The organism is Thalassospira sp. GO-4, from assembly GCF_023588965.1.
GTDB classification, from domain to species: Bacteria; Pseudomonadota; Alphaproteobacteria; order Rhodospirillales; family Thalassospiraceae; genus Thalassospira; species Thalassospira povalilytica.
Map to the genome: position 1 here is coordinate 678,488 of NZ_CP097807.1, position 25,218 is coordinate 703,705.

Annotated in this window: 22 protein-coding genes; 11 read left to right on the plus strand and 11 right to left on the minus strand. The window is 54.6% G+C overall.

The window, feature by feature from the left end; translation table 11 throughout:
* Positions 1-40 precede the first annotated feature (40 nt).
* The gene (locus M9H61_RS03270; protein ID WP_068519380.1) at positions 41-823 is read left to right on the plus strand and encodes an Hpt domain-containing protein; all 783 of its coding nucleotides are present in this window, start codon (positions 41-43) and stop codon (positions 821-823) included.
* An 87-nt stretch (positions 824-910) separates the two neighbouring features.
* On the opposite strand, the gene rnr is transcribed toward M9H61_RS03270, so the two are convergent.
* From rnr to M9H61_RS03305, 7 genes are all read right to left on the minus strand, one after another.
* Positions 911-3,328 (minus strand): ribonuclease R, encoded by a 2,418-nt coding sequence (gene rnr, locus M9H61_RS03275; RefSeq protein ID WP_114112442.1) that lies wholly within the window; start codon positions 3,326-3,328, stop codon positions 911-913.
* A 49-nt stretch (positions 3,329-3,377) separates the two neighbouring features.
* A complete protein-coding gene (gene topA / locus M9H61_RS03280; RefSeq protein ID WP_068519382.1) occupies positions 3,378-6,026 on the minus strand; it encodes a type I DNA topoisomerase in 2,649 nt (882 codons plus the stop codon).
* 168 nt (positions 6,027-6,194) lie between these two features.
* Positions 6,195-7,484 carry a DNA-processing protein DprA gene (gene dprA / locus M9H61_RS03285; protein ID WP_250283374.1) on the minus strand — a complete coding sequence of 430 codons (1,290 nt, stop codon included), beginning with the start codon at positions 7,482-7,484 and terminating at the stop codon, positions 6,195-6,197.
* A 63-nt stretch (positions 7,485-7,547) separates the two neighbouring features.
* Entirely contained in the window at positions 7,548-8,204 is a 657-nt protein-coding gene (gene plsY / locus M9H61_RS03290; RefSeq protein ID WP_371922205.1) for a glycerol-3-phosphate 1-O-acyltransferase PlsY, read from the minus strand.
* A 1-nt stretch (position 8,205) separates the two neighbouring features.
* Positions 8,206-9,528: a dihydroorotase family protein gene (locus tag M9H61_RS03295; RefSeq protein ID WP_250283376.1), complete on the minus strand. Its 1,323-nt coding sequence runs from the start codon at positions 9,526-9,528 to the stop codon at positions 8,206-8,208.
* Complete coding sequence (locus M9H61_RS03300; RefSeq protein ID WP_101246441.1) at positions 9,525-10,484, minus strand: aspartate carbamoyltransferase catalytic subunit; 960 nt, start codon at positions 10,482-10,484, stop codon at positions 9,525-9,527. The genes M9H61_RS03295 and M9H61_RS03300 overlap by 4 nt, the downstream gene beginning before the upstream one ends.
* Before the next feature lie 171 nt (positions 10,485-10,655).
* Positions 10,656-11,579 (minus strand): AEC family transporter, encoded by a 924-nt coding sequence (locus M9H61_RS03305; protein ID WP_101246118.1) that lies wholly within the window; start codon positions 11,577-11,579, stop codon positions 10,656-10,658.
* A gap of 263 nt (positions 11,580-11,842) precedes the next feature.
* Here M9H61_RS03305 and M9H61_RS03310 point away from each other — a divergent pair, with 263 nt between their 5' ends.
* Complete coding sequence (locus M9H61_RS03310; RefSeq protein WP_068519386.1) at positions 11,843-12,658, plus strand: VOC family protein; 816 nt, start codon at positions 11,843-11,845, stop codon at positions 12,656-12,658.
* A gap of 66 nt (positions 12,659-12,724) precedes the next feature.
* On the opposite strand, the gene ruvX is transcribed toward M9H61_RS03310, so the two are convergent.
* Entirely contained in the window at positions 12,725-13,249 is a 525-nt protein-coding gene (gene ruvX / locus M9H61_RS03315) for a Holliday junction resolvase RuvX (protein WP_068519423.1), read from the minus strand.
* Between the two features lie 282 nt (positions 13,250-13,531).
* On the opposite strand from ruvX, the gene gatC reads away from it, so the two are divergent.
* Genes gatC through gatB form a run of 3 tightly spaced genes read left to right on the plus strand, consistent with a single transcriptional unit; the run spans position 13,532 to position 16,758 of the window.
* Positions 13,532-13,822 (plus strand): Asp-tRNA(Asn)/Glu-tRNA(Gln) amidotransferase subunit GatC, encoded by a 291-nt coding sequence (gatC, locus tag M9H61_RS03320; protein ID WP_008890773.1) that lies wholly within the window; start codon positions 13,532-13,534, stop codon positions 13,820-13,822.
* Complete coding sequence (gatA, locus tag M9H61_RS03325) at positions 13,822-15,300, plus strand: Asp-tRNA(Asn)/Glu-tRNA(Gln) amidotransferase subunit GatA (RefSeq protein WP_250283377.1); 1,479 nt, start codon at positions 13,822-13,824, stop codon at positions 15,298-15,300. Before gatC ends, gatA begins: the two co-directional genes overlap by 1 nt.
* 3 nt (positions 15,301-15,303) lie before the next feature.
* Positions 15,304-16,758, plus strand: a complete 1,455-nt coding sequence (gatB, locus tag M9H61_RS03330) for an Asp-tRNA(Asn)/Glu-tRNA(Gln) amidotransferase subunit GatB (protein ID WP_250283379.1) — start codon at positions 15,304-15,306, stop codon at positions 16,756-16,758.
* 254 nt (positions 16,759-17,012) lie between these two features.
* Here the strand turns inward: gatB and M9H61_RS03335 are convergent, their stop codons facing one another.
* Together M9H61_RS03335 and M9H61_RS03340 are read right to left on the minus strand one after the other, a co-directional pair.
* A complete protein-coding gene (locus tag M9H61_RS03335) occupies positions 17,013-17,213 on the minus strand; it encodes a heavy-metal-associated domain-containing protein (protein ID WP_250283381.1) in 201 nt (66 codons plus the stop codon).
* A gap of 71 nt (positions 17,214-17,284) precedes the next feature.
* Positions 17,285-17,965 (minus strand): type 1 glutamine amidotransferase domain-containing protein, encoded by a 681-nt coding sequence (locus M9H61_RS03340; RefSeq protein WP_101246442.1) that lies wholly within the window; start codon positions 17,963-17,965, stop codon positions 17,285-17,287.
* A 106-nt stretch (positions 17,966-18,071) separates the two neighbouring features.
* On the opposite strand from M9H61_RS03340, the gene M9H61_RS03345 reads away from it, so the two are divergent.
* On the plus strand, positions 18,072-18,980 hold the full coding sequence (locus M9H61_RS03345) for a LysR family transcriptional regulator (RefSeq protein ID WP_250283384.1): 909 nt from the start codon (positions 18,072-18,074) through the stop codon (positions 18,978-18,980).
* Between the two features lie 73 nt (positions 18,981-19,053).
* Positions 19,054-19,632 carry a thymidine kinase gene (locus M9H61_RS03350; RefSeq protein WP_068519391.1) on the plus strand — a complete coding sequence of 193 codons (579 nt, stop codon included), beginning with the start codon at positions 19,054-19,056 and terminating at the stop codon, positions 19,630-19,632.
* A gap of 36 nt (positions 19,633-19,668) precedes the next feature.
* On the opposite strand, the gene M9H61_RS03355 is transcribed toward M9H61_RS03350, so the two are convergent.
* Positions 19,669-20,292, minus strand: coding sequence for a LysE/ArgO family amino acid transporter (locus M9H61_RS03355; protein ID WP_250283386.1), 624 nt, complete (start codon positions 20,290-20,292; stop codon positions 19,669-19,671).
* A gap of 102 nt (positions 20,293-20,394) precedes the next feature.
* On the opposite strand from M9H61_RS03355, the gene M9H61_RS03360 reads away from it, so the two are divergent.
* The 4 genes from M9H61_RS03360 (at position 20,395) to M9H61_RS03375 (ending at position 25,042) form a co-directional block, all read left to right on the plus strand.
* On the plus strand, positions 20,395-21,294 hold the full coding sequence (locus tag M9H61_RS03360) for a LysR family transcriptional regulator ArgP (protein ID WP_250283391.1): 900 nt from the start codon (positions 20,395-20,397) through the stop codon (positions 21,292-21,294).
* A gap of 147 nt (positions 21,295-21,441) precedes the next feature.
* Positions 21,442-22,773, plus strand: a complete 1,332-nt coding sequence (locus M9H61_RS03365; protein ID WP_250283393.1) for a paraquat-inducible protein A — start codon at positions 21,442-21,444, stop codon at positions 22,771-22,773.
* A complete protein-coding gene (locus tag M9H61_RS03370; RefSeq protein ID WP_250283395.1) occupies positions 22,770-24,449 on the plus strand; it encodes an intermembrane transport protein PqiB in 1,680 nt (559 codons plus the stop codon). Before M9H61_RS03365 ends, M9H61_RS03370 begins: the two co-directional genes overlap by 4 nt.
* On the plus strand, positions 24,446-25,042 hold the full coding sequence (locus M9H61_RS03375; RefSeq protein WP_250283397.1) for a membrane integrity-associated transporter subunit PqiC: 597 nt from the start codon (positions 24,446-24,448) through the stop codon (positions 25,040-25,042). The genes M9H61_RS03370 and M9H61_RS03375 overlap by 4 nt, the downstream gene beginning before the upstream one ends.
* Positions 25,043-25,218 lie beyond the last annotated feature (176 nt).

Consider the following 25,218-nt stretch of genomic DNA (forward strand, 5'->3'; position numbering starts at 1 on the left):
ATTGTAAAGCATAATTGAATACCTGCTAAAGGAGTGCCCAATGGGAAATGCGGACGATATCGTTGCCAGTCTGAAACAGGACTTCATTGAGGACACAATTGAACGTGTTGACCGGATTGAAACAACGATTGATCGTATCGCCGGCGGGATGGATGAAGCGGGGCCTGGGATCGCGGAAATTCGCCGCGAAGCCCACACCGTCAAGGGTTTGGCCGGGTCATTCGGGTTTCCCCTTGTTGGCGCAATTGCCCATCGCATGGAAGATTACATCGCCGAGCTGACCAAGATCGATGATCTGGAAGCCGCATCCCTGGTCGATTTCACCAGCTGGATTCGCGAAATCATCGAAAGCGGCACCAATCCGCAGGCCGAGGAAGAAACCCGCATCCTGCGTTCTTTGCCGACCCGCACGGTAAAAAGTGATGAAAAGGCCGAAAAATCCCACAACGGATCGGCGCAGGACAAGGAAATCCTGCTTGTGACCGCAACGGCTGTTCAGGCCCATTTTCTGCAGCGCGAATTGCGCGAACAGGGGTTCCGCACCATCACCGCGCGCACCGCTGTCGAGGCCTTTGAAACAGTTGTTCAGTCCCATCCCGATGCGATCATCACCGCGGCTGTTCTTGACGGGCTGAGTGGCATTGAACTGATCCGTGCCTTGGCAGCGATGAAGACGTTGGCGGATAAAAAACTGGGCCTTCTGACAAGTTTTGATGCATCGCATCCTGATCTGGACGGGTTGCCGGGCAATGTCGCGATCATCAATAATCGAGGCAAACAGACATCCGAGCATCTGGCGAAATTCATCGCGACCATGATGTAACTGGCGTAATTTATTGTTTTTATTGCACAAAGGGCGGCCAGATGGCCGCCCTTTGTTTGTTTGCGTGTTTGTTCACGGGGGTTTTTATTACGACTTGTCGTCGCGTTTGGCAGTGTTGCGGGTGACGCGGTTTGACGCGACCAGCTTGCGTTGCTTTTTGGGCGTCGTTTTCTTTTTGCCCTTTGACTTGGTCGCAGACGTGCCACCAGGGCCCTTGCCATCGCGCGGGCCGGAACGGAAGCCGGGTTTGCTGCCATGACGGTGGCTGCGATCCCCGGGGCTGCTGCCCCGACGTTTGCCCTGGCCTTTGCGGCCACGTGGCCGTTCGACCAGATCGCGGGCGGTGATGTCGGCATGTTCGGCCAGTCGCAATGCCAAAGACCCGGTTGCGGCATCGGCATCGGCGATGCGGACCACAACGCTATCACCCAACTGGAACTTCTTGCCGCGATTTTGCCCGACCAGTGCGTGGCTTGCGGCATCATGGATGTAATAGTCATCGGGCAGGGTGGAAATCGGCACCAAGCCGTCTGCCCCGGTTTCATTGAGCGAAATGAACAGCCCAAAATGCGTGACCCCGGAGATCTTGCCCGGGAATTCGGCGCCAACCTTGTCAGACATATAGGCCGCGACATACCGGTCGACCGCATCACGTTCGGCCATTGCCGCCCGTCGTTCGGTGCCGGAAATGTCTTCGCCGATCTGCTCGAACCGTTCACCATCTTCGGGCGGAAGACCGCCTTCACCCAGTTTCAAACCGGCAATCAGCGCACGATGGACCAGAAGGTCGGCATAACGGCGGATCGGTGATGTGAAATGGGCATATTTCTTCAATGCCAGGCCAAAGTGCCCGATATTATCGGGGCTATACATCGCCTGTGACTGGCTGCGCAGAACGACCGTGTTGATCAGCTCTGCCTCGGGCGTGTCCTTGGCCAGTTCCAGAATGCGGTTAAAGTCCCGCGGACGCAGAACCGATGCCTTGTTCAGCTGATACCCGGCTCCTTCAAGGAACTCGCGCAGGGCTTCAAGCTTTTCCTCGCTCGGGGCATCGTGGATACGATACATGCAAGGCTGCTTGATGCGTTCAAGTTCCTCGGCTGCACACACGTTGGCAGCAATCATGAATTCTTCGATCAGCTTGTGGCTGTCAAAGCGCGCACGCGGGGCAATTGCGACGATCTGGCCCTGATCATTCAACTCGATCTTGCGTTCGGGAACATCAAGTTCCAGAACGCCACGTTTTTTCCGCGCTTCGAGGAAGGCGTGGAAAGCGCCATAAAGCGGCTTGATGATCGTGTCGACCAGCGGTCCTGTGGTGTCATCAGGCTGACCATCCATGGCGCGCTGCACCTGATCATAGGTCAGGCGCGCCGCAGAACGCATCATGCCGCGACAGAACTTGTGACGCAGCTTATGTCCGTGCTTGTCGAGCCACATCTCGACCGCCATACAGCCGCGATCTTCATGGGGAACCAGCGAACACCAGCCGTTTGACAGTTCAAACGGCAACATCGGGACGACACGGTCCGGGAAATAGCAACTGTTGCCGCGTTTCACCGCTTCGCGGTCAAGCGCGTCGCCCGGGCGCACATACCAGGACACGTCGGCAATCGCGACCATGATGTGCCAGCCGCCTTCATTGGCAGGATCGGGGTCGGCTTCGGCCCAGACGGCATCATCGAAATCACGCGCGTCGGCACCATCAATGGTCACCAGCGGGATATCGCGAAGGTCGGTACGTTTGCCAAGCGGCGTGGCCTTTGATTCCCGTGCCTGAAGTTCGACTTCCGGCGGGAATTCAAACGGAATGCCACGCGCATGGATCGACACAAGGCTGATCGATTTCGGTTCGTTGATATTGCCAAGAACCTCGGTGATCCGGCCCTTGCGCAATCCGAAATGTTTGCCTGGCAGGATTTCCGTCAAAACCAGCGACCCGGCCTCAAGATCGGGATGATCATCAAGCGGCACTGCGATTTCGCCGCTGTCCTTGCGATCGGTGGGCACAACGCGACCTTCGCGTTCATTGGGGCGGTAAAGTCCCAAAACGCGCTGTGGACCGCTTCCAAGGACCCGCATGATGCTGGCTTCGTAGGTTTGCTTGCCGGTATAGCGCAGCTTGGCCAGGATCTTGTCACCGATGCCAGGCGCACTTGGCCCGCCACGTCGGATCGATTTGACGACAATCTGGGGCGGTTCGTAGTCGTGTTTCCAGACATTCGGCTTGGCCAGAACCTCGCCATCATCGTCGATGCCGGTAATTTCAAGCACCTCGACCGGGGGCAGACGGTCGGGTTTGTCAAACCGTCTGCGTCCCTTGACGACATCGCCGCCGATTTTCAGTTCCTTTAGGATCTTTTTAAGCTCGATCTTCGCTGCACCCTTGATGTTAAAGGCGCGCGCAATTTCGCGCTTGCCCACCGGGGTGGGGCTCATATCGATGAATTCGATGATTTCTTCCCGGGTCGGGAAGTGTTTTTTGTCTTCTGTATCGTTCGCCAACTTCGCGGCGTCCTTTCACTTAATTTCCACTGAAAAGGAAAGCGGCAGATTAATCTGCCGCCGCCTTTTTCGTGGTTGTCTTCTTTGCTGCGGTTTTCTTTGCAGCCGTTTTCTTTTTCGCGGGGGCTTTTTTCTTTGCCGTCGCGGTTTTGGTTGCCGTTTTCTTGGTCGCGGCTTTTGATGTTTTGCCCGACTTGGCTTCCTTTTCCTTGATGGCCTTTATCGCCATCTCAAGGGTGATGTCATCGCGTTCAACATCGCGGATATTGGCGATGGTCTTTTTGTGTTTCACAAACGGACCCCAACGACCAACTGCGACAAAGATCGGTTCGTTGTCATCGGGATGTTTGCCGATTTCCTTGCCGGCTTTTTCGCGCTTGTCCGCAATCAGGGCAATGGCCCGGTTTTCACCAATGGTCAGCACGTCATCATCGGCCTTAAGAGACGCAAAGATGCTGCCGGCCTGAACATAGGGACCAAAACGTCCGATATTGGCTTTCATTTCCTCGCCGGTATCGGGGTAAATCCCGACCACGCGCGGAAGTGTCAGAAGCTCTTCGGCCTTGGTCAGGTCAACGACCGATGGCTCCAACCCCTTGGGAAGGGAGGTACGTTTCGGTTTGACCTTTTTGGGTTTGCCGTTCTTGCCTTCGACTTCTTCTTCTTCACCAAGCTGAACATAAACCCCGTACGGGCCTTTGCGCAGGGTGATTTCCTTGCCGGTTTCCTTGTCGATGCCCAGAACCTTGGGTCCGGCATCAAGTTCGGAATCATTGCCGTTTTCATTGGCAACCAGCGGTCGGGTGAAGTTGCAGTCCGGATAGTTCGAACATCCCAGGAATGCACCGAACTTGCCCAGCTTCAAGCTTAGGGTGCCATCAGAACATTTCGGGCATTTATGCGGATCGGTGCCGTCTTCACGCGGCGGGAACAGATAATTTTCAAGCATCACCTGAAGCGCATCAAGCACATCGGTGATTTTCAGTTCCTTGGCCTCGTCGACATTGCCCTTGAACGATTTCCAGAAGTCACGAAGCACTTCTTTCCAGGCAAGGTTGCCGGTCGAGATTTCATCAAGCTGGTTTTCAAGATCCGCGGTGAAGTTGTACTGAACATAGCGTTCAAAGAACTTCGACAGAAACGCGGTGACAAGGCGACCACGGTCCTGTGCGACAAAGCGGCGCCGTTCAAGCAAGACATAGTTGCGATCCTGAAGAACCGAAATGATCGATGCATAGGTCGACGGACGGCCGATGCCAAGTTCTTCCATCTTCTTGACCAGGCTCGCCTCGGTATAACGGGGCGGGGGCTGGGTGAAGTGCTGGTCGATGCTGACTTTGCCAAGGTTGGGTTTCTGACCTTCCTTGAGCGGCGGCAGACGACGATCATTTTCGTCCTCGGCCTCGTCATCCTTGCCTTCCTGATACAGTTTCAGGAAGCCGTCAAATTTCACAACCGAGCCATTGGCACGCAGAACAACGTGATTGTCATTCGATGACAGGTCGACTGCAACCTGATCAAAGCGGGCATCTTCCATCTGACAGGCAACGGTACGTTTCCAGATCAGGGTGTAAAGTGCCAGCTGGTCCTTATCAAGGTGGCGTGCCACCTGATCGGGGCGGCGGAACAGATCGGTCGGACGTACCGCTTCGTGGGCTTCCTGTGCGTTCTTTGCCTTGTTGGCAAAGCTGCGCGCACTGGCCGGAAGGTAAGCATCCCCGTAATCCTTGCCGATAAGGCGGCGTGCAGCAGCCAGTGCTTCCTGCGAAAGAACCACGGCATCGGTACGCATATAGGTGATCAGACCAACCGTTTCACCGCCGATATCAACCCCTTCATACAGGCGCTGGGCGAGCTGCATGGTGCGTTTTGCCCCAAAGCCAAGCTTGCGCGATGCTTCCTGTTGCAGGGTCGATGTGGTGAAGGGCGGCTGCGGACGACGTTTGACGTCCTTGCGCTCGACCTTTGAGACCGCGTAGCTTCTGCTTTCGACCTTTTCCTTGGCTATCTTGGCGGCATCTTCGTTGCCAAGCGCCAGTTTATCAAGCTTTTCGCCGTTCAGATGCGTCAGGCGCGCGGTAAAGTTGCCTTCCGGAACAGCAAAGCCGGCCTCAAGCGACCAGTATTCGTCGGGCTTGAAGGCCTCGATCTCGATTTCACGTTCGCAAATCAGACGCAGGGCAACCGATTGCACACGACCAGCCGAACGCGAACCCGGAAGTTTGCGCCACAGAACCGGCGACAGGTTGAAGCCCACAAGATAATCAAGTGCACGACGCGCCAGATAGGCATCAACCAGTTCCTGATTGAGTTCACGCGGATTGGCGATGGCGTCCGTGACGGCCTTCTTGGTGATCTCGTGAAACACGACGCGGTGCACATCACGCCCGCGGAGCAATTTTTTCTGCTCGAGAACTTCAAGAATATGCCACGAAATCGCTTCCCCTTCGCGATCCGGGTCAGTCGCGAGATAGATGGTGTCGGAGTCACGGGCCGCTGCGGCAATCTCGCGGATCTGCTTTTCCGATCGTCCATCCGTTTCCCAGACCATCGAAAAATCATTGTCGGTATCGACTGATCCGTCCTTGGACGGCAGATCGCGGATGTGACCGAAAGAGGCCAGCACCTTATAATCATCACCGAGATATTTGTTGATCGTCTTGGCTTTGGCCGGGGATTCGACGATGACAAGATTCATTACGTTTTTCGTGTCCGGTTCTTGCGCCCGAAGGCTATATTTATGTTGTGCTTCAATTAACCCGAATGCGAGACGCACATATATATAGTGTGTCTGTATTTCAAATCAGATTGCGCAAATTGCGGCAAATCACAACAATATTTGTCACGCCGAAATCCGACGCGACTCTCATTTGGCGATACGCGATACCCTATTTCCGGGGTGACGTTCAACCCTTCCTGCAAGTTCGAGTTCAATCAAAATTGTTGAAACCCGGTTTGCCGACAGCTTTGACGTGCGGATAAGTTCGTCAATCAGAAGGGGCGAAGTCGATAGCAAATCAATCACTTTGTCATTGTCATCAATATCGGTTCCGCCATTGGTATGCGTCGCGGTTTCCTGCGTGTTTGCAATGTCCTGATGCCCCTGTTTTGCGCCGGAAAATTCGGCGTCATGTTCAAGGGATCTGATAATGTCATCATAAGTGCCCTGTATGTGATCGGGCTCACTGTTGCGACCGTCTGTGTTGAATTGATGAAAACTTTCAAAAAGCTGTGTGTTTTTTTCTGCCGACCTCACGGCATCAAGAATCACATCCGCAGAGTCGCATAAAATTGCACCATCCCGGATCAGACTGTTTGGTCCGGCCGCCCGCGGGTCGGTCGGTGAACCGGGAACAGCAAAAACATCGCGCCCCTGATCAGCGGCAAAGCGCGCGGTAATCAGCGACCCGGAATTGCGCCCGGCCTCTATGACAACGGTTCCGTGTGCGAGGCCCGATATGATCCGGTTGCGCCGCGGGAAATGGCGTGCTTGCGGTTTAAGACCGGGCGGCATTTCCGATATCACCAGACCATCCTGACAAAGCTGTTCATAAAGCGCGCGATGTTCGCGCGGATAAATGACATCAACACCCCCACCAAGGACCGCAATTGTACCGCCGCCCGTTTTGCTACCCGTGGTTCGGGCGGCATTGAGTGCGGCCTCGTGTGCGGCCCCGTCAATGCCGCGTGCCATCCCCGATGCCACGACATATCCGGCCGATACCAGTTCGTGACTTATTTTGCGTGCAAAACCGCACCCATTGGCAGATGCATTGCGCGCACCAACAATCCCGATCGCAGATTGCGCCAAAAGTTCCAGTCGACCGATGGCATAAAAATAGGGCGGGGCATCTTCAATACGGGCCAGAAGGACGGGATATTCCGGGTCGCCAAAAATCACCGGCTTTGCCTGACTTTGTTTTGCCAGTTCGATTTCGGCAACCGTGTCATCACGACTGGCAAGGGTGATTTTGCGAACAGTTCCGGAATGACGGCCAATGTCGGGCAGTGCGTCGATGGCATTGCGTGCAGACCCGAACCGTTCAAGCAATTTGCGAAATGTCACCGGGCCAATATTGGTGCTGCGCGCAAGCCGCATACGGGCAAGGCGTTCGGATTGTGCTAATCGTGCCGGTTGTTGATCGCTAAAATGCATAACGCCCGGATTGTGAACATCCGGGCGTTGTTTCGTCAAGTTATTCAAAAGAAAGGAACGGGATCAGACCGTCTGGCTATCTTGTTCTGCTTCTTTCTTTTTCTGGCCAATCTTGGGTTCTTCACCTCGAAGCAGACGACCTATATTGGCGTGATGTGCTGCCCAGACAATCACAGCCAGAAATACCCCAAGCCATCCGGCACCCGGATCATTGGCGATGAAGAAGGCGGCAAGCGGGGCGGCGATCATTGCAATCAATGCCGAAAGCGACGAAATGCGGAAAATCAGCGCCATGACAAGCCACGTCAAAGCAGCACACAGACCCATTACCCAGTTAACAGCCGCAAGGGTGCCAAGCGTCGTTGCAACGCCTTTGCCGCCCTTGAAGCGCAGCCAGATCGGGAACATGTGGCCGATAACCGCAGCGCCACCGGCAAAGATACCCTGTTCGACGCCCGAAAGATGGGTAAAGAGCAGGGCTGCAAACGCGCCTTTGCCCGCATCCCCGATCAGGGTCAGGAACGCCAGTCCCTTGCGCCCGGTGCGAAGCACGTTGGTTGCACCGATATTGCCCGAACCGATCTTGCGGATATCACCAAGGCCGGCCATCCGGGTCAAAACCAGACCGAACGGGATCGAGCCAAGCAAATAGCCGCAAACCGTCGCAATTTGCAGGGACATCAACATGGCTTTGTAGCCTTCATCGAGTGCCTGTTCCATATCAGGAGCCTTCCGTGAAAACTTCGCGGCCATCAATCAGGGTCCGCAAAACGCGACCCTGTGTCAGGCGACCGTCAAAAGGTGAGTTCTTTGATTTCGAATGGAACTGATACGGATCAATTTTCCACGGACGATCCGGATCAAACACCACCAGATCCGCCGCCGTTCCCTCGGCAAGGGTTCCGGCACCCTTGATGCGGACAAGATCCGCCGGAACGCGCGTCAGTTTGGTGATGACATCGAGCAACGACATATGGCCGTTGTGATAAAGTTCAAGCGAAATGGGCAGAAGCGTTTCAAAACCAACTGCACCCGCCGCCGCCTGTGCGAAAGGCAGGCGCTTTGAGTCCGCATCTTGCGGATTGTGATCGGATGCAATGGCGTCAATGGTGCCATCTGCCAGACCGGCCACGATCGCCTGACGGTCATCTTCTGATCGCAGGGGCGGGGACAATTTGGCAAATGTCCGGTAATCGGACACCGAATTCTCGTTCAAGGCGAAATAGGGTGGTGCCGTATCGCAGGTTACTTTCAGGCCGCGTTTCTTGGCCTTGCGAATGACCTCAACCGACTCCCCGGTCGAGATATGGGCAAAATGAAGCCGCCCGCCGGTCATTTCCGCCAAACGCAAATCACGTTCGATCTGCATGACTTCGGCCAGCGGCGATACCCCCGAAAGACCCAGACGGGTGGCAAGTTCGCCACTGTTCATTGATGCGCCCTTGGACAATTCCGGCTCTTCGGGATGCTGGACGATCATGCCGTCAAAGAAGGTGGAATATGAAAGTGCCTGGCGCAGCAGGCGGGCACTGGCGATTGTTTTGACACCATCACAGAACGCGACTGCACCTGCCTGATGCAGAAGGCCCATCTCGGTGATTTCCTTGCCTTCGATGCCCTTGGAAACCGCTCCATAGACAAACACCTTGGCCAGGCCGACCTTGCGCGCGCGTCGTGCAATGAATTCGACACCGGCAACATCATCAATGACCGGATCGGTATTGGGCAGGGCGATGATGGTGGTCACCCCGCCAATGGCCGCAGATTTGCCAGCCGTTTCGATGGTTTCCTGATGCTCGAAACCCGGTTCACGCAGCTGGGCGCGCATGTCCACGAGACCCGGGGCAAGGCAAGCACCGCCAAGGTCAATGATTTCAAATCCTTCAGGCACGGTGTCCTTGGTGACTTCCGCGCCGGATTTGGCAATCGTGTCATCCTGGATCAGTAGGCCGCCCATGCCATCAGTCTGTGCGACCGGGTCGACCAGACGGGCATTGATAAAGGCCTTTTTACCTGCGCCTTTGGCGCGAATGGCGGGGCTCATGCCTGACCTCCCATCTTTCTGTGGTTCTGGACAAGCAATTCCAGCGCAGCCATGCGAACGGCAACACCCATTTCGACCTGTTCACGAATGACCGATCGTTCGACGTCATCGGCAACTTCGCTGTCGATTTCCACGCCACGGTTCATTGGGCCGGGATGCATGATCAGGGCGTCGGGTTTGGCGTTGGCAAGCTTGGCGCGATCAAGGCCATGGAAATGGAAATATTCGCGGACGGACGGGATAAAGCTTCCTTCCATGCGTTCAAGCTGAAGACGCAGCATCATGACGATGTCGCAGTCTTTCAAACCTTCTTCCATGTCGTGGAAAATCTCGACGCCCATGCGATCGATCTTTGACGGGATCAGGGTCGGCGGGGCTACAAGCCGCACCCGCGATCCCATGGTATTGAGAAGCAGGATGTTTGACCGCGCCACGCGCGAATGGGCGATATCGCCGCAGATCGCGACATTCAGACGGTGCAAGCGTCCCTTGTGACGGCGGATGGTCAGGGCATCAAGCAGGGCCTGCGTCGGGTGTTCGTGGCGACCATCCCCGGCATTGAGAACCGCACAATTGACCTTTTCACTCAGCAACTTGACCGCGCCACTATCGGCATGGCGAACCACAAGGGCATCCGGGTTCATCGCATTGAGCGTCATGGCGGTGTCAATCAGGGTTTCACCCTTTTTGACCGAACTGGTGCCCACCGTCATGTTGATGACATCCGCACCAAGCCGTTTGGCGGCAAGTTCGAATGACGTCAATGTACGGGTGGAGTTTTCGTAAAACAGATTTACAACCGTGGCACCGGCCAGAATATTGCTGGTCTTGTCAGCAGAGCGGTTCTTTTCCGCGTAATGCTGTGCCCGATCAAGAATAAGGGTGATTTCCCCGGGGGTGAGACCCTCGATACCGAGGAGGTGTGGGTGCGGATAGTGATCCGCCGCTGGTCCCATGACGCTCATGGCGTTGCACATTTCCCTTGGATGGTCTGGAAAAAATTTCGCGCGGAGCATAACGAATTGCCCGTGTGACGAAAAGGTAAATATTCCAAAGAATGGTGTGATTTCATGCCGAAAACCTGACTGTCCGGTCAGGTTTTCCGGGGGATTTTCATGATCGCTGGATCAAACCACATGCATCAGAACGGCAATGATCGGCATGGTGATGATCGCGGCAAGGGTGTGGACCGTGATGATACTGGCCATCATCTGTGCATCACCGCCCATCAGGCGCGCCAGGACATAGGCACTGGCTGAACAGGGAAGGGCGGCATAAAACACCACAGCGGCACTTTCGATCCCCGGCAACCCGAGCGCCAGACAAAGTCCGGCCGCAATGGCCGGGCTGGCAACCAGTTTGCCAATGGTCGAAATGCCGACCGGAAAACCGGCATTGCGCGCAGCCTTGAGATCAAGACCAGCCCCGACAGCAAGCAACCCGATGGGCAGGGCCGAGCGGCCAAGAACTTCAAGAAACGGGCCAATCACCGGGGGCAGGCCAATTCCGGCAACATTAAACAGGCTGCCCAGAACGCAGGCGACCAGAAGCGGGTTCTTTGCAACATCACGAAGCAGCGACAGCAAACCCGGTTTGCGGTCGTTTTCGCCCCAATGCGCACAGGCCAGAACCGATATGACATTGACCGTCGGAACAACCAGCGCGACACAAAGTGCGGTTACCGTCAGTCCAGCCGTTCCCAAAAGGGCGGCCGCAACAGCAAGCCCGATATAGGTGTTGGGGCGGATCGCCCCCTGAACCAGTGATGAAAATGCCGCGGGACTGACCTTCAGAACCGGTTTCAGAACCATGATCAGGATGGTGCAAATCGCAACAGTTCCCAGCATTGCACTGGCAATCCCCAGTAACGGCAAGCTGCCGAGATCGGCCTTGGCAGTGTTGGAAAACAGCAGGGCCGGGAACGTCACGAAATAGGTCAGCTTTTCCGCACCGGGCCAGAATGCGTCAGGCAGGAACTGACGTTGACGCAGGCCATAGCCCAGAACAATCAGGGCGAATGTTGGCAGCAGGGCGGAAAGAATGGCGATCATGAACGGACCTTTTGAACGAAAAGCACAGGTCATGCTTTGGCGCGACGCGCCGGGTGACCCCGTATGTTGTCGGACAAAAATGTAATCACTGCAAGCGATTGAATTGTGCTGTGCGCCAGCTGACTTTAATTCAGCTAAATGGGAGTTGTTCTTTGTTGCCAAAGCATAATGTGATAGTCAGCACATCTATAAGAGTGCGGCAGCGATAAACTGAATTCAATCTAAAGCTGTCCGGACCGCCACCAATGCCACGAGGGGACGCCATGTCGCGCGCGATTGATCATCTTGTTCTGTGTGTGAATGATCTTGAAGCGGCAATTGCTGCTTATTCCCAGCTTGGATTTAAAGTAACGCCGCGTGCAACCCATCCGTTTGGAACGGGCAATGCGCTGATCCAGCTTGACGGCATGTATATCGAATTGCTTGCTGTTGTTGATCCGGACAAGATTACCGAAACCGATCTGTCTGTGCCGTTTTCATTTCCGATCTATAACCGTGATTATCTGCGCCATCGCCAGGGCATGTCGATGCTTGCCCTTCAGTCGCGCGATGCCGAAAAGGATCGCGAAGAATTCATTGCGGCCGGGGCAGCTGTTCCGTCGGTCTTTCATTTTGAACGCGATGCGCTAACCCCGTCGGGCGATACGGTGGGCGTTGCCTTTTCACTGGCCTTTGCCAACCATCCGTTGCTCCGCCATGCGGTGTCGTTTGTTTGTCAGCATCGCCATCCGCCACAGAATTTCTATTTCCCGGAATATCAATCCCATCCCAACGGTGCAAAGGCGATCGGCAAGGTCGTGCTTAGTCACTGGGCGGCGGATGCCGTGCGCGATTTTTACGAGGCCATCGGGATCGATCATCTGGTCGACGCCCTTCACAGTGACGAGCTGATTGCCAAATACGGTTTTGATGATACCGATTTTCCGACCGACGGTTTTGCCGGGTTCGAATTGATTGTCGATGATTTGTCCCGGATTTCCGAAGCCGCACTGTCACTTGGCGCGGTTCAGAAAAAAGGCCAGATTATCCTGCCGCCATCAAAGTTCTTTGGCGTGATGGTCGTCATCAAGTCGAAATGACGTACAAAAAAAAGCTGCCGGGCGAACCTGGCAGCTTTTTGATCTTGTTGTGTGACCGATCTTAAATCAGTCTTCGTCTTCATCGAACGCGTCTTCATCGGGTTCGGCATTTTCGCCGGGGTCGGTGTGACGGTTAAGATGGTCCAGCGCGCCCTGAAGAATATAGGCCGCCGCCGTTTTATCAACGACTTCGGCACGACGTTTACGGGTCATGTCGACTTCTTCGATCAGGATACGTTCAACCGCATTGGTCGACAGACGTTCGTCCCACATCAGAACCGGAAGATCGATGTATTTTTCCATCTCGTCGACAAAGGCATAGACACGGTGGCATGCCTTGCCGATCGAACCGTCAAGTTCACGCGGGAAGCCGATGATGATGCCGCCGACATTCTGCTTGTCGATGATCGATGACAGCTGTGCGATATCGCGGGTGAACTTCTTCCGCGAGATCAGCTCATAAGGTGAAGCGATCTGCAGCCCGACATCTGAAAGGGCCACGCCAATGGTTTTGGTGCCAAGGTCCAGGCCCAAAACGCGCGCTGCTGGTGGTAAGAACCGCAGCAATTCCTGAGTATCATTGCAAATCATGGCGACCTTATAGGCGTGTTGATTGGAAAACACCAGCCGAATTGCCGCGATGGCAATGCAATTCAGACATGCCTGATTGTAACGTCATTTGGTGCTGCTTGCGGGCATTTTTATCGCCAGATCGCGCCCGGATGAACAATGATCGCCGATGTCGCGCATTTAGGCCGTTTGCGGCCCTTGCGATAGGGGCGGCGGGGTGCTAGTTTCCGCGCTGTAATTCAAGTTCTGGCAGATTTCGTATCTGCCGGGTTTTTTGTCATTCCTTAAGAGAGACTTTCATCCATGTCGTCTTTGGATAAGGAAACAGTTCGCCGTATTGCCTATCTGTCACGTATCAACGTGTCCGAAGAAGGCCTGTCCGAACTGGCGGGAGATTTGACCCGTATCCTCGATTTCGTCGAGGAACTGCAAGAAGTTGATGTCGAGGGTTGCGAACCGCTGACCTCGGTTGCCGATCTTACCCTGCCGCTGCGCAAGGATGAAGTCACCGATGGCAACATCCAGCAAAAAGTGCTGTCGAATGCACCGATGACCGATGCTGGCTGTTTTGTTGTGCCCAAGGTGGTTGAATAATGACTGATCTGACAAAGCTGACACTTGCAGAAGCCCGCGACGGGCTTGCAAAGGGTGAATATACCTCGGTCGAACTGACCGAAGCGCACCTGAAATCGATGGAAACGCATCGCAATCTGAACGCTTACATCACCGAAACCCCGGAAAAGGCCATCGAAATGGCCAAGGCATCCGATGCCAAGCGCGCCAAGGGCGAAGCTGGCAAAATGGAAGGCCTGCCGATTGCGGTCAAGGATCTGTTCTGCACCGAAGGTGTCCAGACCACGGCGGCGTCGCATATCCTCGAAGGGTTCAAACCGGAATATGAATCCACGGTCACCAGCAAGCTGTTTGAAAATGGCGCGGTGATGCTGGGCAAGGCCAACCTTGATGAATTTGCCATGGGGTCGTCAAATACGTCTTCCTATTACGGCAATGCAATCAACCCGTGGAAAGGCAAGGACGGCAAGGACCTTGTTCCCGGTGGTTCGTCGGGCGGTTCTGCGGCTGCTGTTGCTGCCAACATGGCGCTTGCGGCCACCGGTACCGACACCGGTGGTTCGATCCGCCAGCCGGCATCCTATTGCGGTATTGTCGGTTTGAAGCCGACCTATGGCCGTTGCTCGCGTTGGGGTATTGTTGCCTTTGCAAGTTCGCTTGATCAGGCCGGCCCGATGACCAAAACCGTTCGCGACGCGGCAATCATGCTGGGTTCGATGGCCGGTCACGATGCCAAGGACAGCACGTCTGCGCCAATGGCGGTTCCGGATTTCGAAGCTGCCCTGACGGGTGACATTCGTGGCATGAAAATCGGTATTCCGAAAGAATACCGTGTTGATGGCATGCCCGAAGAAATCAGCAAGCTGTGGGACGATGGTGTTGCCATGCTGCGCGATGCGGGTGCCGAAGTGGTCGATGTGACCCTGCCGCACACCAAATATGCGCTTGGCACCTATTATATCGTGGCCCCGGCAGAAGCATCTTCGAACCTCGCACGTTATGACGGTCTGCGTTATGGCCAGCGTGTCATGGATGAAGGCGACAGCCTTGATGACATGTATATGAAGTCGCGCGCCGCCGGTTTCGGCAAGGAAGTCCAGCGCCGCATCATGATCGGCACCTATGTGCTGTCGGCTGGCTACTATGACGCCTATTACAACAAGGCGCTCAAAGTCCGTCGTCGTATTTACGAAGACTTCGCCAATGCCTTTGGCACGGTTGACACCATTCTGGCGCCGACCGCACCGTCGGCCGCGTTCGCCATCGGTGAAAACGAAGGCGATCCGGTCAAGATGTATCTGAACGACGTCTTCACCGTTCCGGCAAGCCTTGCTGGTCTTCCGGGCCTGTCGCTTCCGACCGGTCTGTCGTCCGAAGGACTTCCGCTTGGCCTGCAGCTGATTGGCAAGCCGTTTGATGAAGAAACCGTTCTGCGTGTCGGTGGTGTGCTTGAAAGTGCCGCCAACTTCACCGCAAAACCGTCCGGGCTGGAGGGTTAATCCATGAGCTATGTGATTGAAGGTTCGACCGGCCCGTGGGAAATCGTTGTCGGTCTGGAAGTTCACTGTCAGGTGATTTCCGAGTCCAAACTGTTTTCCGGTGCATCAACCAAGTTCGGGAACGAACCGAACACCAATGTCAGCCTTGTTGACGCGGCGATGCCGGGCATGCTTCCGGTGGTTAATGCCCAGTGCGTGCGCCAGGCTGTTAAAACCGGTCTGGGTCTTAAGGCCAAGATCAACAAGGAAAGCGTTTTTGCCCGCAAAAACTATTTCTATGCCGATCTGCCGCAGGGCTATCAGATTTCGCAGTTTGACAAACCGATTGTCGGCGACGGCACGATCATTCTTGATATGCCCGATGGTTCGACCAAGTCGGTTGGTATCGAACGTCTGCATCTTGAACAGGATGCCGGCAAATCGATGCATGATCAGGACCCGAAATATTCGCATATCGACCTGAACCGTTCGGGCGTGGCGCTGATGGAAATCGTGTCCATGCCAGATATCCGGACCCCGGAAGAGGCCGGTGCATACCTGACCAAGCTGCGTGCGATTGTGCGTTATCTTGGTACGTGTGACGGCAACATGAACGAAGGTTCTATGCGTTGCGATGCCAACGTTTCGGTCCGTCGTCCGGGCGAACCGTTCGGCACCCGTTGCGAGATCAAAAACGTCAACTCCATCCGTTTCGTGATGCAGGCGATCGAGATCGAAGCCAAACGCCAGGTCGAAGTTCTGGAAGCCGGCGGTGAAATCGTTCAGGAAACCCGCCTGTATGATCAGCGTCTGGGTGAAACCCGTTCGATGCGGTCCAAGGAAATGGCACATGATTATCGCTATTTCCCGGATCCGGATCTGTTGCCGCTTGTCTTCGATGATGCTTTCATCTCGGAAATCGAAAAAGAGCTGCCGGAACTCCCGGACGAGAAAAAAGCCCGCTTCATGCGTGAAAACGGTCTGTCGGCATATGATGCCGGTGTTCTCGTTGCGGAAAAGGAAAAGGCTGATTACTACGAAATCGTCGCCAAGGGCCGTGACGGCAAACTGGCTGCGAACTGGGTGATCACCAACCTGTTTGGCGCGCTGAACAAGGCAGAAGTCGGCATCGCGGACAGCCCGGTTTCGGCTGAAAACCTTGGCAAGCTGATCGATCTGATTTCCAATGACACCATTTCGGGCCGTATCGCCAAGGATGTCTTTGAAATCATGATCGAAACCGGTGATGATCCTGAAAAGATCGTCGAGGAAAAAGGTCTTAAGCAGATCACCGATACCGGTGCCATCGAAGGGGCGATTGACGAAGTCATCGCAGCCAACCCCGACAAGGTACAGGAAATCCGTGACGGCAAAGACCGCATGCTGGGCTGGTTCGTTGGTCAGGTCATGAAGGCCACCGGCGGCAAAGCCAACCCGGGCATGGTCAACAAGCTGCTGCGTGACAAGATCCTTGGCTGATTAATCATCAGACCATTGAAAAAGCCGCCCTGATCGGGCGGCTTTTTTTGTATGAGGAATGCCTGGTCGCGGTGCGCTCATGGTGATAATGCTGCCAGGGGTGGGCATTGGTCCGCCCGGCAACATGCTGCATCATTCATGCCCGCGGTGATGGGCCGGTTGGCGGTGAGTGAATAAAAAAGCCGCCTGTATCATGATCATACAGGCGGCCTTGACGTTCGGGTGGGGGGAGACACGAACGTTGATGGTATTGATCAGCTGGTTATGGACGCGGGATAACCTGCATCGGTGATCGCTGCGATCAGGGCGTTGACATCCGCGGTGCCGGAAACGGCAATTTCACCAGATTCCAGATCAACCTTTGCGCTTTCGACGCCGCTGACCTTGGTGGCGGCTGCGGTCACTGCATTGGCGCAGTGGCCACAGCTCATTTTTTCGACCTTCAGTTTTACCATTTGAATACTCCATAAAACCGGTATCTATGCCTGCAGTATGAAGGTTCCGGTAGATGGAAGGTCAAGCAGTTTTATGCGGACAAAAGTTTGATAACTTCGTCTGCGGTTGCGTCGCTTGATGCCGGGTTCTGTCCGGTCACAAGTTTGCCGTCAACCACAGCAAATGGCGCCCACATTTCACCGCGTTCATAGGTGCCGCCATGTTTCTTGAATTCATCTTCAATCGACAGCGGAACTACCTTTTCAAGGCCGACAGCCTTTTCTTCGTCATTGGTAAAGCCGGTGACACGTTTGCCCGCAACAAGCGGCTTGCCATCAGCCGTTTTGGCATTCACCAACGCAGCAGGACCGTGGCAAACAGCCGCGACCGGTTTGTTCTGTGCGACGAATGCTTCGATCAGGGCAATTGATTTTGCATCGGTTGCAAGATCCCAAAGCGGACCATGCCCACCCGGATAGAACAATGCATCAAAATCATCTGCCTTAAGGCCGTCAAGCGTGACAGTGTTTTCAAAGGCCTGTTTGGCGGCCGCATCTTTTTCAAAGCGTTCGGTCGCCTCGGTCAGGGCATCGGGTACCAGACTGTTGGGGTCCAGGGGCGGCTTGCCGCCTTTGGGCGATGCCAGGGTGATTTCCGCACCGGCATCGAGAAAACGGAAATAGGGGGCTGCAAGTTCTTCTAGCCAGATACCGGTCTTGTGGCCCGTATCACCCATGCGGTCGTGCGAGGTCGTAATCATCAAAATACGCATCAAATCCTCCATGCGCTGATTTCATTTGCCTTGATCGTAACTGGCTGACAAAATTTGCGTAAGCGTGAATTATTGAACAGATTGTCAAATTAATTGAGCATATGAAATGTCGGCACTTGATGAAGTCAGAGCAATGATGATCTTTGCCCGCGTGGTCGAGGAGGGCGGGTTTTCCGCTGCTGCGCGCAAGATGGGGCTTAGTCGCGCGGCGATTTCACATCAGATCCGCCAGCTTGAAGCCAAACTTGGCGTGCCGTTGCTGCGCCGAAGTACTCGCACATTCAGCATCACGGATGCCGGTGAACGCTATTACGACAGTTGTCGCACCATCATGTTGGAGGCCGAAGCGGCCCGCAAACGGGTCGAGGAATTGCGTGATGAACCTGTTGGCAAGATTTCAATTACATCTTCGGTACATCTTGGCAATTTGCGGATCGTTCCGATTTTGAACCGATTCCGCCGGACATATCCCAGCGTCGCAATTGATGTGCATCTGAGTGACGATGTTGTTGATCTGATTGGTATGGGTATGGATATCGGCATCCGGTCCGGACCGCTGAAAAGTTCCGATCTCAAAAGCTTCAAGCTTTATCAAACACGTCGCATTGTCTGCGCCAGCCCGGACTATCTTGATCGTGCGGGGCATCCGGAAAACATTGACAATCTCGCCCTGCATGATTGGGTGATGTATAGCCGCATCCCTGAAACCCTGACCATGACTTGCAACGGTACAGAACAGAAAGTTCGGGTTAACGGTCATGTCCGCGTTGATAATGCCACGGCGCGGTTACAGTTCCTTCGGGGCGGGCACGGCATGGCTGTTGTGCCGCTATGTGATGTTCAGGATGATCTTGGGCGCGGGGATCTGGTCCGAATTCTTCCTGACTGTATTTTGCCCGATTTGCAGGTTTATGCCGTTTATCCGGCCGGTGTAACGCGCAGCGCCAAAGTCCAGGCATTGCTGGAATTTATGCGCCGTGAATTGCGTGACATCGATATTTCGCGGAATGGATGACGCAGCAATCATCGCCATATTGATCAATTGTGCCTGATCGGCTATGTCCCATTGACGACTTTCGGGGGGATCCATGGCCAATCTGTTTTTCTATTACTCGTCCATGAATGCGGGCAAATCGACCACGCTGCTTCAGGCAAGCTTCAATTACCGCGAACGGGGTATGGAAACGCTGTTGCTGACGGTTGCCTTTGACGACCGTTTTGGCGAGGGCAAGATTGCGTCACGCATCGGTCTGGAAGCCCCGGCACTTCTGTTTGATGGCCAAACCGATATGTGTGCGCTGATCCTTGGAGAAATGAAAAAGGGCAAGGTTGATTGCGTTCTGATTGACGAGGCCCAGTTCCTGAGCAAGGAACAGGTGTGGCAACTTTCTGATATCGCTGACAAGCACGGTGTTCCGGTACTTTGCTATGGCATTCGCACCGACTTCCAGGGGCAGTTGTTCGAAGGCTCCAAATGGTTGCTGGCCTGGGCGGACAAGCTTAATGAGCTCAAAACCATCTGCCATTGCGGTCGTAAAGCCGGCATGGTGCTGCGTGTCGATGAAAATGGCGACCCGGTCCGTGAAGGGGCGCAGGTCGAAATCGGCGGCAATGACCGATATGTCCCGGTATGCCGCCGCCATTTCAAGGATGCCATGGGCCAGTGAGGCCAGAATAATGGTTTCTGGTCCAGTGGCACGCGCTTACGCAAGGATGGCGCTGATTTCCGGTGCAAGCAGGCTATAGGCAACAAGCCACATCACAGCACAGGTGATCGCGTCGACAATTTTCCAGGTGATTGGGCGCGCGACATAGGGGGCAAGCCACGCAGCCCCAAGCGCGATCGAAAAGAACCAGACGAAACTTGCACTCATGGCGCCAAGGGCAAAGCCAAGCCGTTCACCCGCCGGATATTGGCCGCCGATCCCGCCCAGCATCACCACAGTATCAAGATACACATGCGGGTTCAGAAGCGTCACGGCGAGTGTCGTTGAAAGTACTGCCTTCCAGCCCTTTTTTGATCTGGTGTCATCTGACAGCGTTTCGGTTTCAAACAACCGCCGAAACGCGCCGATACCGTACCAGATCAAAAAGGCACCGCCGCCCCAGGCCGCAATTTTGGTCAGAAGCGGGTAGGCCGCAATAAGTGTTCCCAACCCGGCGACGCCGGCCGCAATCAGGATCGCATCACACAGCGCACAGACCATCGCAACCATCAACGGATGGTTACGACGCAATCCTTGTCCCAAAACAAATGCGTTCTGGGCACCAATCGCGATAATCAATCCGCCGCCAAGGCCAAATCCGGTTGCGTAAGTCAAAAGCATGTCGGTGTTCCTGTTTGAAGTGATGGCCCACTGATATCAATTTCACAAAATAAGAAAATCGAATTATGATTAAGTGCCATTAGAAAAAATTATGGATCAGGCATGCTTGATTACAAACTGTTGCAGGCCAGCGCCGAAGTCATTCGCCATGGCAGCTTTGAAAAGGCCGCCCGTGATCTTGGGCTGACACAATCTGCTGTGTCACAGCGCGTCAAACTTCTTGAGGAACGTTTGGGGCAGCCGGTCATCATTCGGGCAAAGCCGATTGCCGCCACGGCCGCAGGGCATAGATTGCTTCAGCATTATCAAAGTGTTCGGTTACTTGAACAGGAACTGCTTGATGAAATGCCCGACATTCAAAGTGATGGCGGATATGGTCAGGTCGCGCTCGCGGTGAATGCCGACAGTCTGGCAACCTGGTTTGTCGATGTCCCCAAATATCTGTTTGATCAGCTTGGGCTTCTTGTGCATTTGAAGGTGGGCGATGAATCGCTTAATCACAGCGCACTTCAGGATGGAACGGTGCTTGGTGCGGTTGATATGCGTTCAACACCGATCCAGGGATGCCGGGTGCGTCCGCTGGGGATGATGCGCTATGTCATGGTCGTTTCGCCGGAATTCAATGCGCGCCATTTTGCAAATGGCGTGACGGCAGATGCATTGCGATCCTGTCCGGCCGTCAATTTTTCCGAACATGACGAACTGCAAAACCAGTTTCTTAAGCAATATTTCGGCTTGAATCCCGGCGAATTCCCGGCCCACACCATTCCGAGTTCACAAGGCTTTGTCACGGTCGCGGAACAGGGTATTGCCTATGCCGTTGTTGAACAGCATCAGGCAGAGGAAGCATTGCGAAGCGGCCGTCTGATCCGTCCATGCCCGTTTGAAATTGACCGGCCGCTATATTGGCACCACAAAACCATCCAAAGCCGTTTGCTTGATCAGGTCAATGAGATCGTGCTTTCACAAGCCCGCCGTTTTTTGCCCAAAATTACGACATAACAACAAGATAGGGCATAATATTCGGGGTGTCTGTTCGGGGATCATGTGATCGTGGCGACACCGATGCGGTTTGACTTCATGTCAAAAGTGTCGCTTACTTTGATGGACGAGCCATCATGGATAACGGTTTGTTTCAACAGGAAAACCATGTCGGGTCGATTGATTGCGTGTGAGCATTGCGACTATCTCCATGTCGAGGAAGACATCCCGGCAGGCAGTGTGGCGTGTTGCGTGCGTTGTGGCTCACCGCTTTATTCCGCGGAACAAAACCGGTTCGACAAACCCCTGGCATTGGCGGTGACGGCACTCATTCTTTTTGCTATCGCCAACACCTTTCCGGTTTTGACGTTTGGCATGGAAGGCCGGGTTGAAACCAATACACTGGCAAGCGGGGTGATAACATTCTGGCAGGAAGGGTTTCCGTTCCTTGCCTTTATGGTGGCCGTGACATCAATCATCGCACCGTTGCTTTTGATTGCGGCGCATATTTATGTGTTGTTGCCGATCTGGCGAGGAACCAGTTGGCCCGGGATGAAACGGGTATGGCGTGTTCTTGCCGTGGTACGTCCATGGTCGATGCTTGATGTTTTTCTGATCGGGTTGCTGGTCGCATTGACCAAGCTGACCGACTTTGCTCAGGTGATTGCAGGCCCGGCCTTTTTTGCGATTTGCTGTCTGATCCCGACCGTTCTGTTGATGAATGTGACGCTTGATACGCGTGCGGTCTGGCGGCGCATTGCCCCGTCGTCATTGCGCTATCCCGATCAGGATGATTTGCGCGAAAGCACCATGCCAATATCGGGGGCGGTTGCGCGAAAGCACGGGTTGCTGAGTTGCCATACCTGCGCGATGGTGGTCATCGAACAGGAAAATGGGCCAACGAAATGCCCGCGTTGCGGCGATGTTGTGCATCAGCGCAAGGCAAGAAGCCTGTCACGTGCCTGGGCGCTTTTGCTGGCGGCGGTGATCCTTTATGTACCGGCGAATGTGTTTCCGATCATGCAGGTGACCTATCTTGGCCGGTCCGAAGCCGATACCATTCTGTCTGGCGTCGCGGCATTGACAGCAGCCGGGGAATGGCCAATCGCCATTGTGGTCTTTACCGCCAGTATTCTGGTGCCGATCGTCAAGATCGTGCTTCTGGGATGGGTGTATTTGGCAACCTATCTTGGTCTTGCCGGACCGCTTCGTGAACGCACCCTTATTTACCGGGTGACAGAGCTGGTCGGGCGATGGTCGATGGTTGATGTATTTATGGTTTCGATCTTGGCCGCGCTTGTGAAGCTGGGCAATATCGCATCGGTTCATCCCGGATTTGGCGCCGTTGCATTTTGTGGTGTGGTTATTTTGACCATGTTATCAGCAATGGCATTTGATCCGCGGCTGATTTGGGATCGTGCGGAATTGAAGGCGCTGAAATCGCGATCCGATACAGGTTTTGAACGGAACCAAGTTGAAAAACAGGGGACGCCGTCATGATTGACGAACATTCGACTTCATCAGATCCGCGACCCGGATCGCCGGATGTCAAAAAGGGATGGGGGCGTTTTTCCATCGTCTGGCTTGTGCCGTTGGTGGCGTTGATCATCGGGGGCTGGCTGTTATGGCGCGATGTCATGTCAAAGGGGCCGGAAATCACCGTTACCTTTGAATCGGCCGAAGGAATCGCCGCAGGAAAGACTGCCGTTCGTTACCGCGATGTTGATGTCGGGCAGGTGGTCGAAATCGATCTTGCCGAAGACCTTGATCACGTGCGCCTGACCATTCGTATGGATGCGGATCTTGGCGACTATCTGACCGACAAAACGCGTTTCTGGGTGGTTCGACCGCGGGTGACCGTACGCGGGATCACGGGTCTCGATACCATTGTGTCGGGGGCCTATATCGAAGTCGTCCCCGACAAGACCGGCAAAAAACAACGCGATTTCGTTGGCGAGGAAGAACCACAGATCATTCATGACGAAGAAGACGGAACGCGCTTTGTGCTTAAGGCTGACGAGCTTGGCTCATTGGGGACCGGCACGCCGGTTCTGCTGCGCGGTATAGAAGTCGGTGAAGTTCTTGATACCGAACTGACCGAAGATGCAAGCGGTGTGACCATCCCGATCTTTGTGCGCAAACCGTTTGATGCCCTGGTCAAGCGCGATACACGTTTCTGGGATTCAAGTGGTATTGCGCTTGACCTCAATTCCGGGGGCTTGTCGGTTCGTGCACAGTCGGTGCGTTCGGTTCTGGCCGGCGGGATCAATTTCTATACGCCCAACGACAGCACGAATGATGATATGGCGTCTGCCGATACGGTCTTTCGCCTGCATCCAAGTTTGGAAAAGGCCGAGCTGCTGGCCCAGGGATACAGTCAGGAATATATCCTTTATTTCGATTCTTCGGTGCGTGGCCTGTCGCGCGGGGCGCCGGTTGAATTCAATGGTATCCGGGTCGGAACGGTCGAAAGTGTCGATCTGGAATATGTTGTGAACCGCAATATTTTCCGGGTTCCGGTTCTGGTCACGATCGAGCCAGAACGCGTGCGACTGGTTGGTGGTGATCTTGGCACCCGTGATCCGCAGGCAACAATTGAAACGCTTGTCGCCAATGGTTTGCGCGCCCGTCTTAAAACCGGAAGCTTTATTACAGGGCAACTGTTTGTTGATCTGGCGATGAACCCGGTTTCGCCCGCCCGTTATCTTGGCGACGGGCAGGGGCCGTATCCGGAATTGCCGACCTTGCCGCAAAAACTTGACGAGATCGCCAATTCGCTAACCAGCTTGCTTGAAAAGGTCGAAACCTTCCCGATCGAGGAAATCGGCATTCGTCTTTTGGGGACGGTTGAAGGCATGGAAAATATCGTCACTTCGCCAGCACTAAGTGATGCGATGACCAACCTTAAACAGGCAGCAGCCGGTGTGAGCAGTCTGGTCAACAACCTTGATACCAGTGTTCTGCCCGCAACCCAGACCGCCCTTGATACCGCGCGCGAGGCATTGGGCGGGGTGCGCGATGTGACGGCCCCGACATCACCCGTGCGATACAATTTGGAACAGGCGCTTAAGGAACTGAGTGCCACAGCACGGTCATTGCGGGATCTGACCGAGTTCCTTGAACAGAACCCAAGTGCGCTGATCCTTGGAAAAAGTGGCCCGAAGGAGGATGAATGATGCGACAGATAATCCGGATGCAGATGCGTAAATATCTGTTGTTGCTTGTCGCACCGCTGCTTGTTGCCTGCGCATCGCAATCGGGAACAGATCGCTATTATCTGCTGTCTTCAATGATGCAGCAAACGGCTGATCGTTCCGCACAGGCACCGGTTGTCGGTGTCGGGCCGGTGACCATTCCAAGCCACCTGGACCGGTCAACGATTGTCACGCGCAGCAGTGCCAACCGGCTGGAAGTCAATGCCGGTCATCGCTGGGCTGAACCGCTTGATGAAAACATCAACCGGGTTCTGATGGACAATCTTGATCGAACCGGGCGCGCATCGCGGCTTGAAACATTCCCCTGGACATCCCGTGACGGGGTGGTGTGGCAGATCGTTCTTGATATTGACCGGTTCGAGCGCCAGGCCGATGGCAATGTGGTTCTGGTGGCACGCTGGAAACTGGTGCATTTCGAAGACGGCGCCATTGTTCAATCGGCAAAATACAACAAGATCAGCAAACCGGCCGACACCACAATCGAAAGCACCGTTGTGGCCATGAGCACGTTGCTTTCAGATATGACCGGCGAGATCGCAAGTCATATTCCCTAATCTATACAATGGGTTATGCGCACGTTATGCGTGTGAATTCGCATCCCGGCATAACGGGACAATGCCGTGGATTTCAGGGCCGTTAAGGCATTGAAGGGCAACGGAAAGCGCAGTTATTGTAAAAGTTGTTGATCAACCTATTGTTTTCATACCCCGAATGGACTTATAAAGAAGAT

What these genes read in the sequence shown, in the direction of transcription:
- M9H61_RS03270 (WP_068519380.1), top strand. Translation starts at nt 41, where the DNA reads ATGGGAAATGCGGACGATATCGTTGCCAGTCTGAAACAGGACTTCATT.
- topA (WP_068519382.1), bottom strand. Translation starts at nt 6,026, where the DNA reads ATGAATCTTGTCATCGTCGAATCCCCGGCCAAAGCCAAGACGATCAAC.
- dprA (WP_250283374.1), bottom strand. Translation starts at nt 7,484, where the DNA reads ATGCATTTTAGCGATCAACAACCGGCACGATTAGCACAATCCGAACGC.
- plsY (WP_371922205.1), bottom strand. Translation starts at nt 8,204, where the DNA reads ATGGAACAGGCACTCGATGAAGGCTACAAAGCCATGTTGATGTCCCTG.
- M9H61_RS03295 (WP_250283376.1), bottom strand. Translation starts at nt 9,528, where the DNA reads ATGAGCCCCGCCATTCGCGCCAAAGGCGCAGGTAAAAAGGCCTTTATC.
- M9H61_RS03300 (WP_101246441.1), bottom strand. Translation starts at nt 10,484, where the DNA reads ATGGGACCAGCGGCGGATCACTATCCGCACCCACACCTCCTCGGTATC.
- M9H61_RS03305 (WP_101246118.1), bottom strand. Translation starts at nt 11,579, where the DNA reads ATGATCGCCATTCTTTCCGCCCTGCTGCCAACATTCGCCCTGATTGTT.
- M9H61_RS03310 (WP_068519386.1), top strand. Translation starts at nt 11,843, where the DNA reads ATGTCGCGCGCGATTGATCATCTTGTTCTGTGTGTGAATGATCTTGAA.
- ruvX (WP_068519423.1), bottom strand. Translation starts at nt 13,249, where the DNA reads ATGATTTGCAATGATACTCAGGAATTGCTGCGGTTCTTACCACCAGCA.
- gatC (WP_008890773.1), top strand. Translation starts at nt 13,532, where the DNA reads ATGTCGTCTTTGGATAAGGAAACAGTTCGCCGTATTGCCTATCTGTCA.
- gatA (WP_250283377.1), top strand. Translation starts at nt 13,822, where the DNA reads ATGACTGATCTGACAAAGCTGACACTTGCAGAAGCCCGCGACGGGCTT.
- gatB (WP_250283379.1), top strand. Translation starts at nt 15,304, where the DNA reads ATGAGCTATGTGATTGAAGGTTCGACCGGCCCGTGGGAAATCGTTGTC.
- M9H61_RS03335 (WP_250283381.1), bottom strand. Translation starts at nt 17,213, where the DNA reads ATGGTAAAACTGAAGGTCGAAAAAATGAGCTGTGGCCACTGCGCCAAT.
- M9H61_RS03340 (WP_101246442.1), bottom strand. Translation starts at nt 17,965, where the DNA reads ATGCGTATTTTGATGATTACGACCTCGCACGACCGCATGGGTGATACG.
- M9H61_RS03345 (WP_250283384.1), top strand. Translation starts at nt 18,072, where the DNA reads ATGTCGGCACTTGATGAAGTCAGAGCAATGATGATCTTTGCCCGCGTG.
- M9H61_RS03350 (WP_068519391.1), top strand. Translation starts at nt 19,054, where the DNA reads ATGGCCAATCTGTTTTTCTATTACTCGTCCATGAATGCGGGCAAATCG.
- M9H61_RS03355 (WP_250283386.1), bottom strand. Translation starts at nt 20,292, where the DNA reads ATGCTTTTGACTTACGCAACCGGATTTGGCCTTGGCGGCGGATTGATT.
- M9H61_RS03360 (WP_250283391.1), top strand. Translation starts at nt 20,395, where the DNA reads ATGCTTGATTACAAACTGTTGCAGGCCAGCGCCGAAGTCATTCGCCAT.
- M9H61_RS03365 (WP_250283393.1), top strand. Translation starts at nt 21,442, where the DNA reads ATGTCGGGTCGATTGATTGCGTGTGAGCATTGCGACTATCTCCATGTC.
- M9H61_RS03370 (WP_250283395.1), top strand. Translation starts at nt 22,770, where the DNA reads ATGATTGACGAACATTCGACTTCATCAGATCCGCGACCCGGATCGCCG.
- M9H61_RS03375 (WP_250283397.1), top strand. Translation starts at nt 24,446, where the DNA reads ATGATGCGACAGATAATCCGGATGCAGATGCGTAAATATCTGTTGTTG.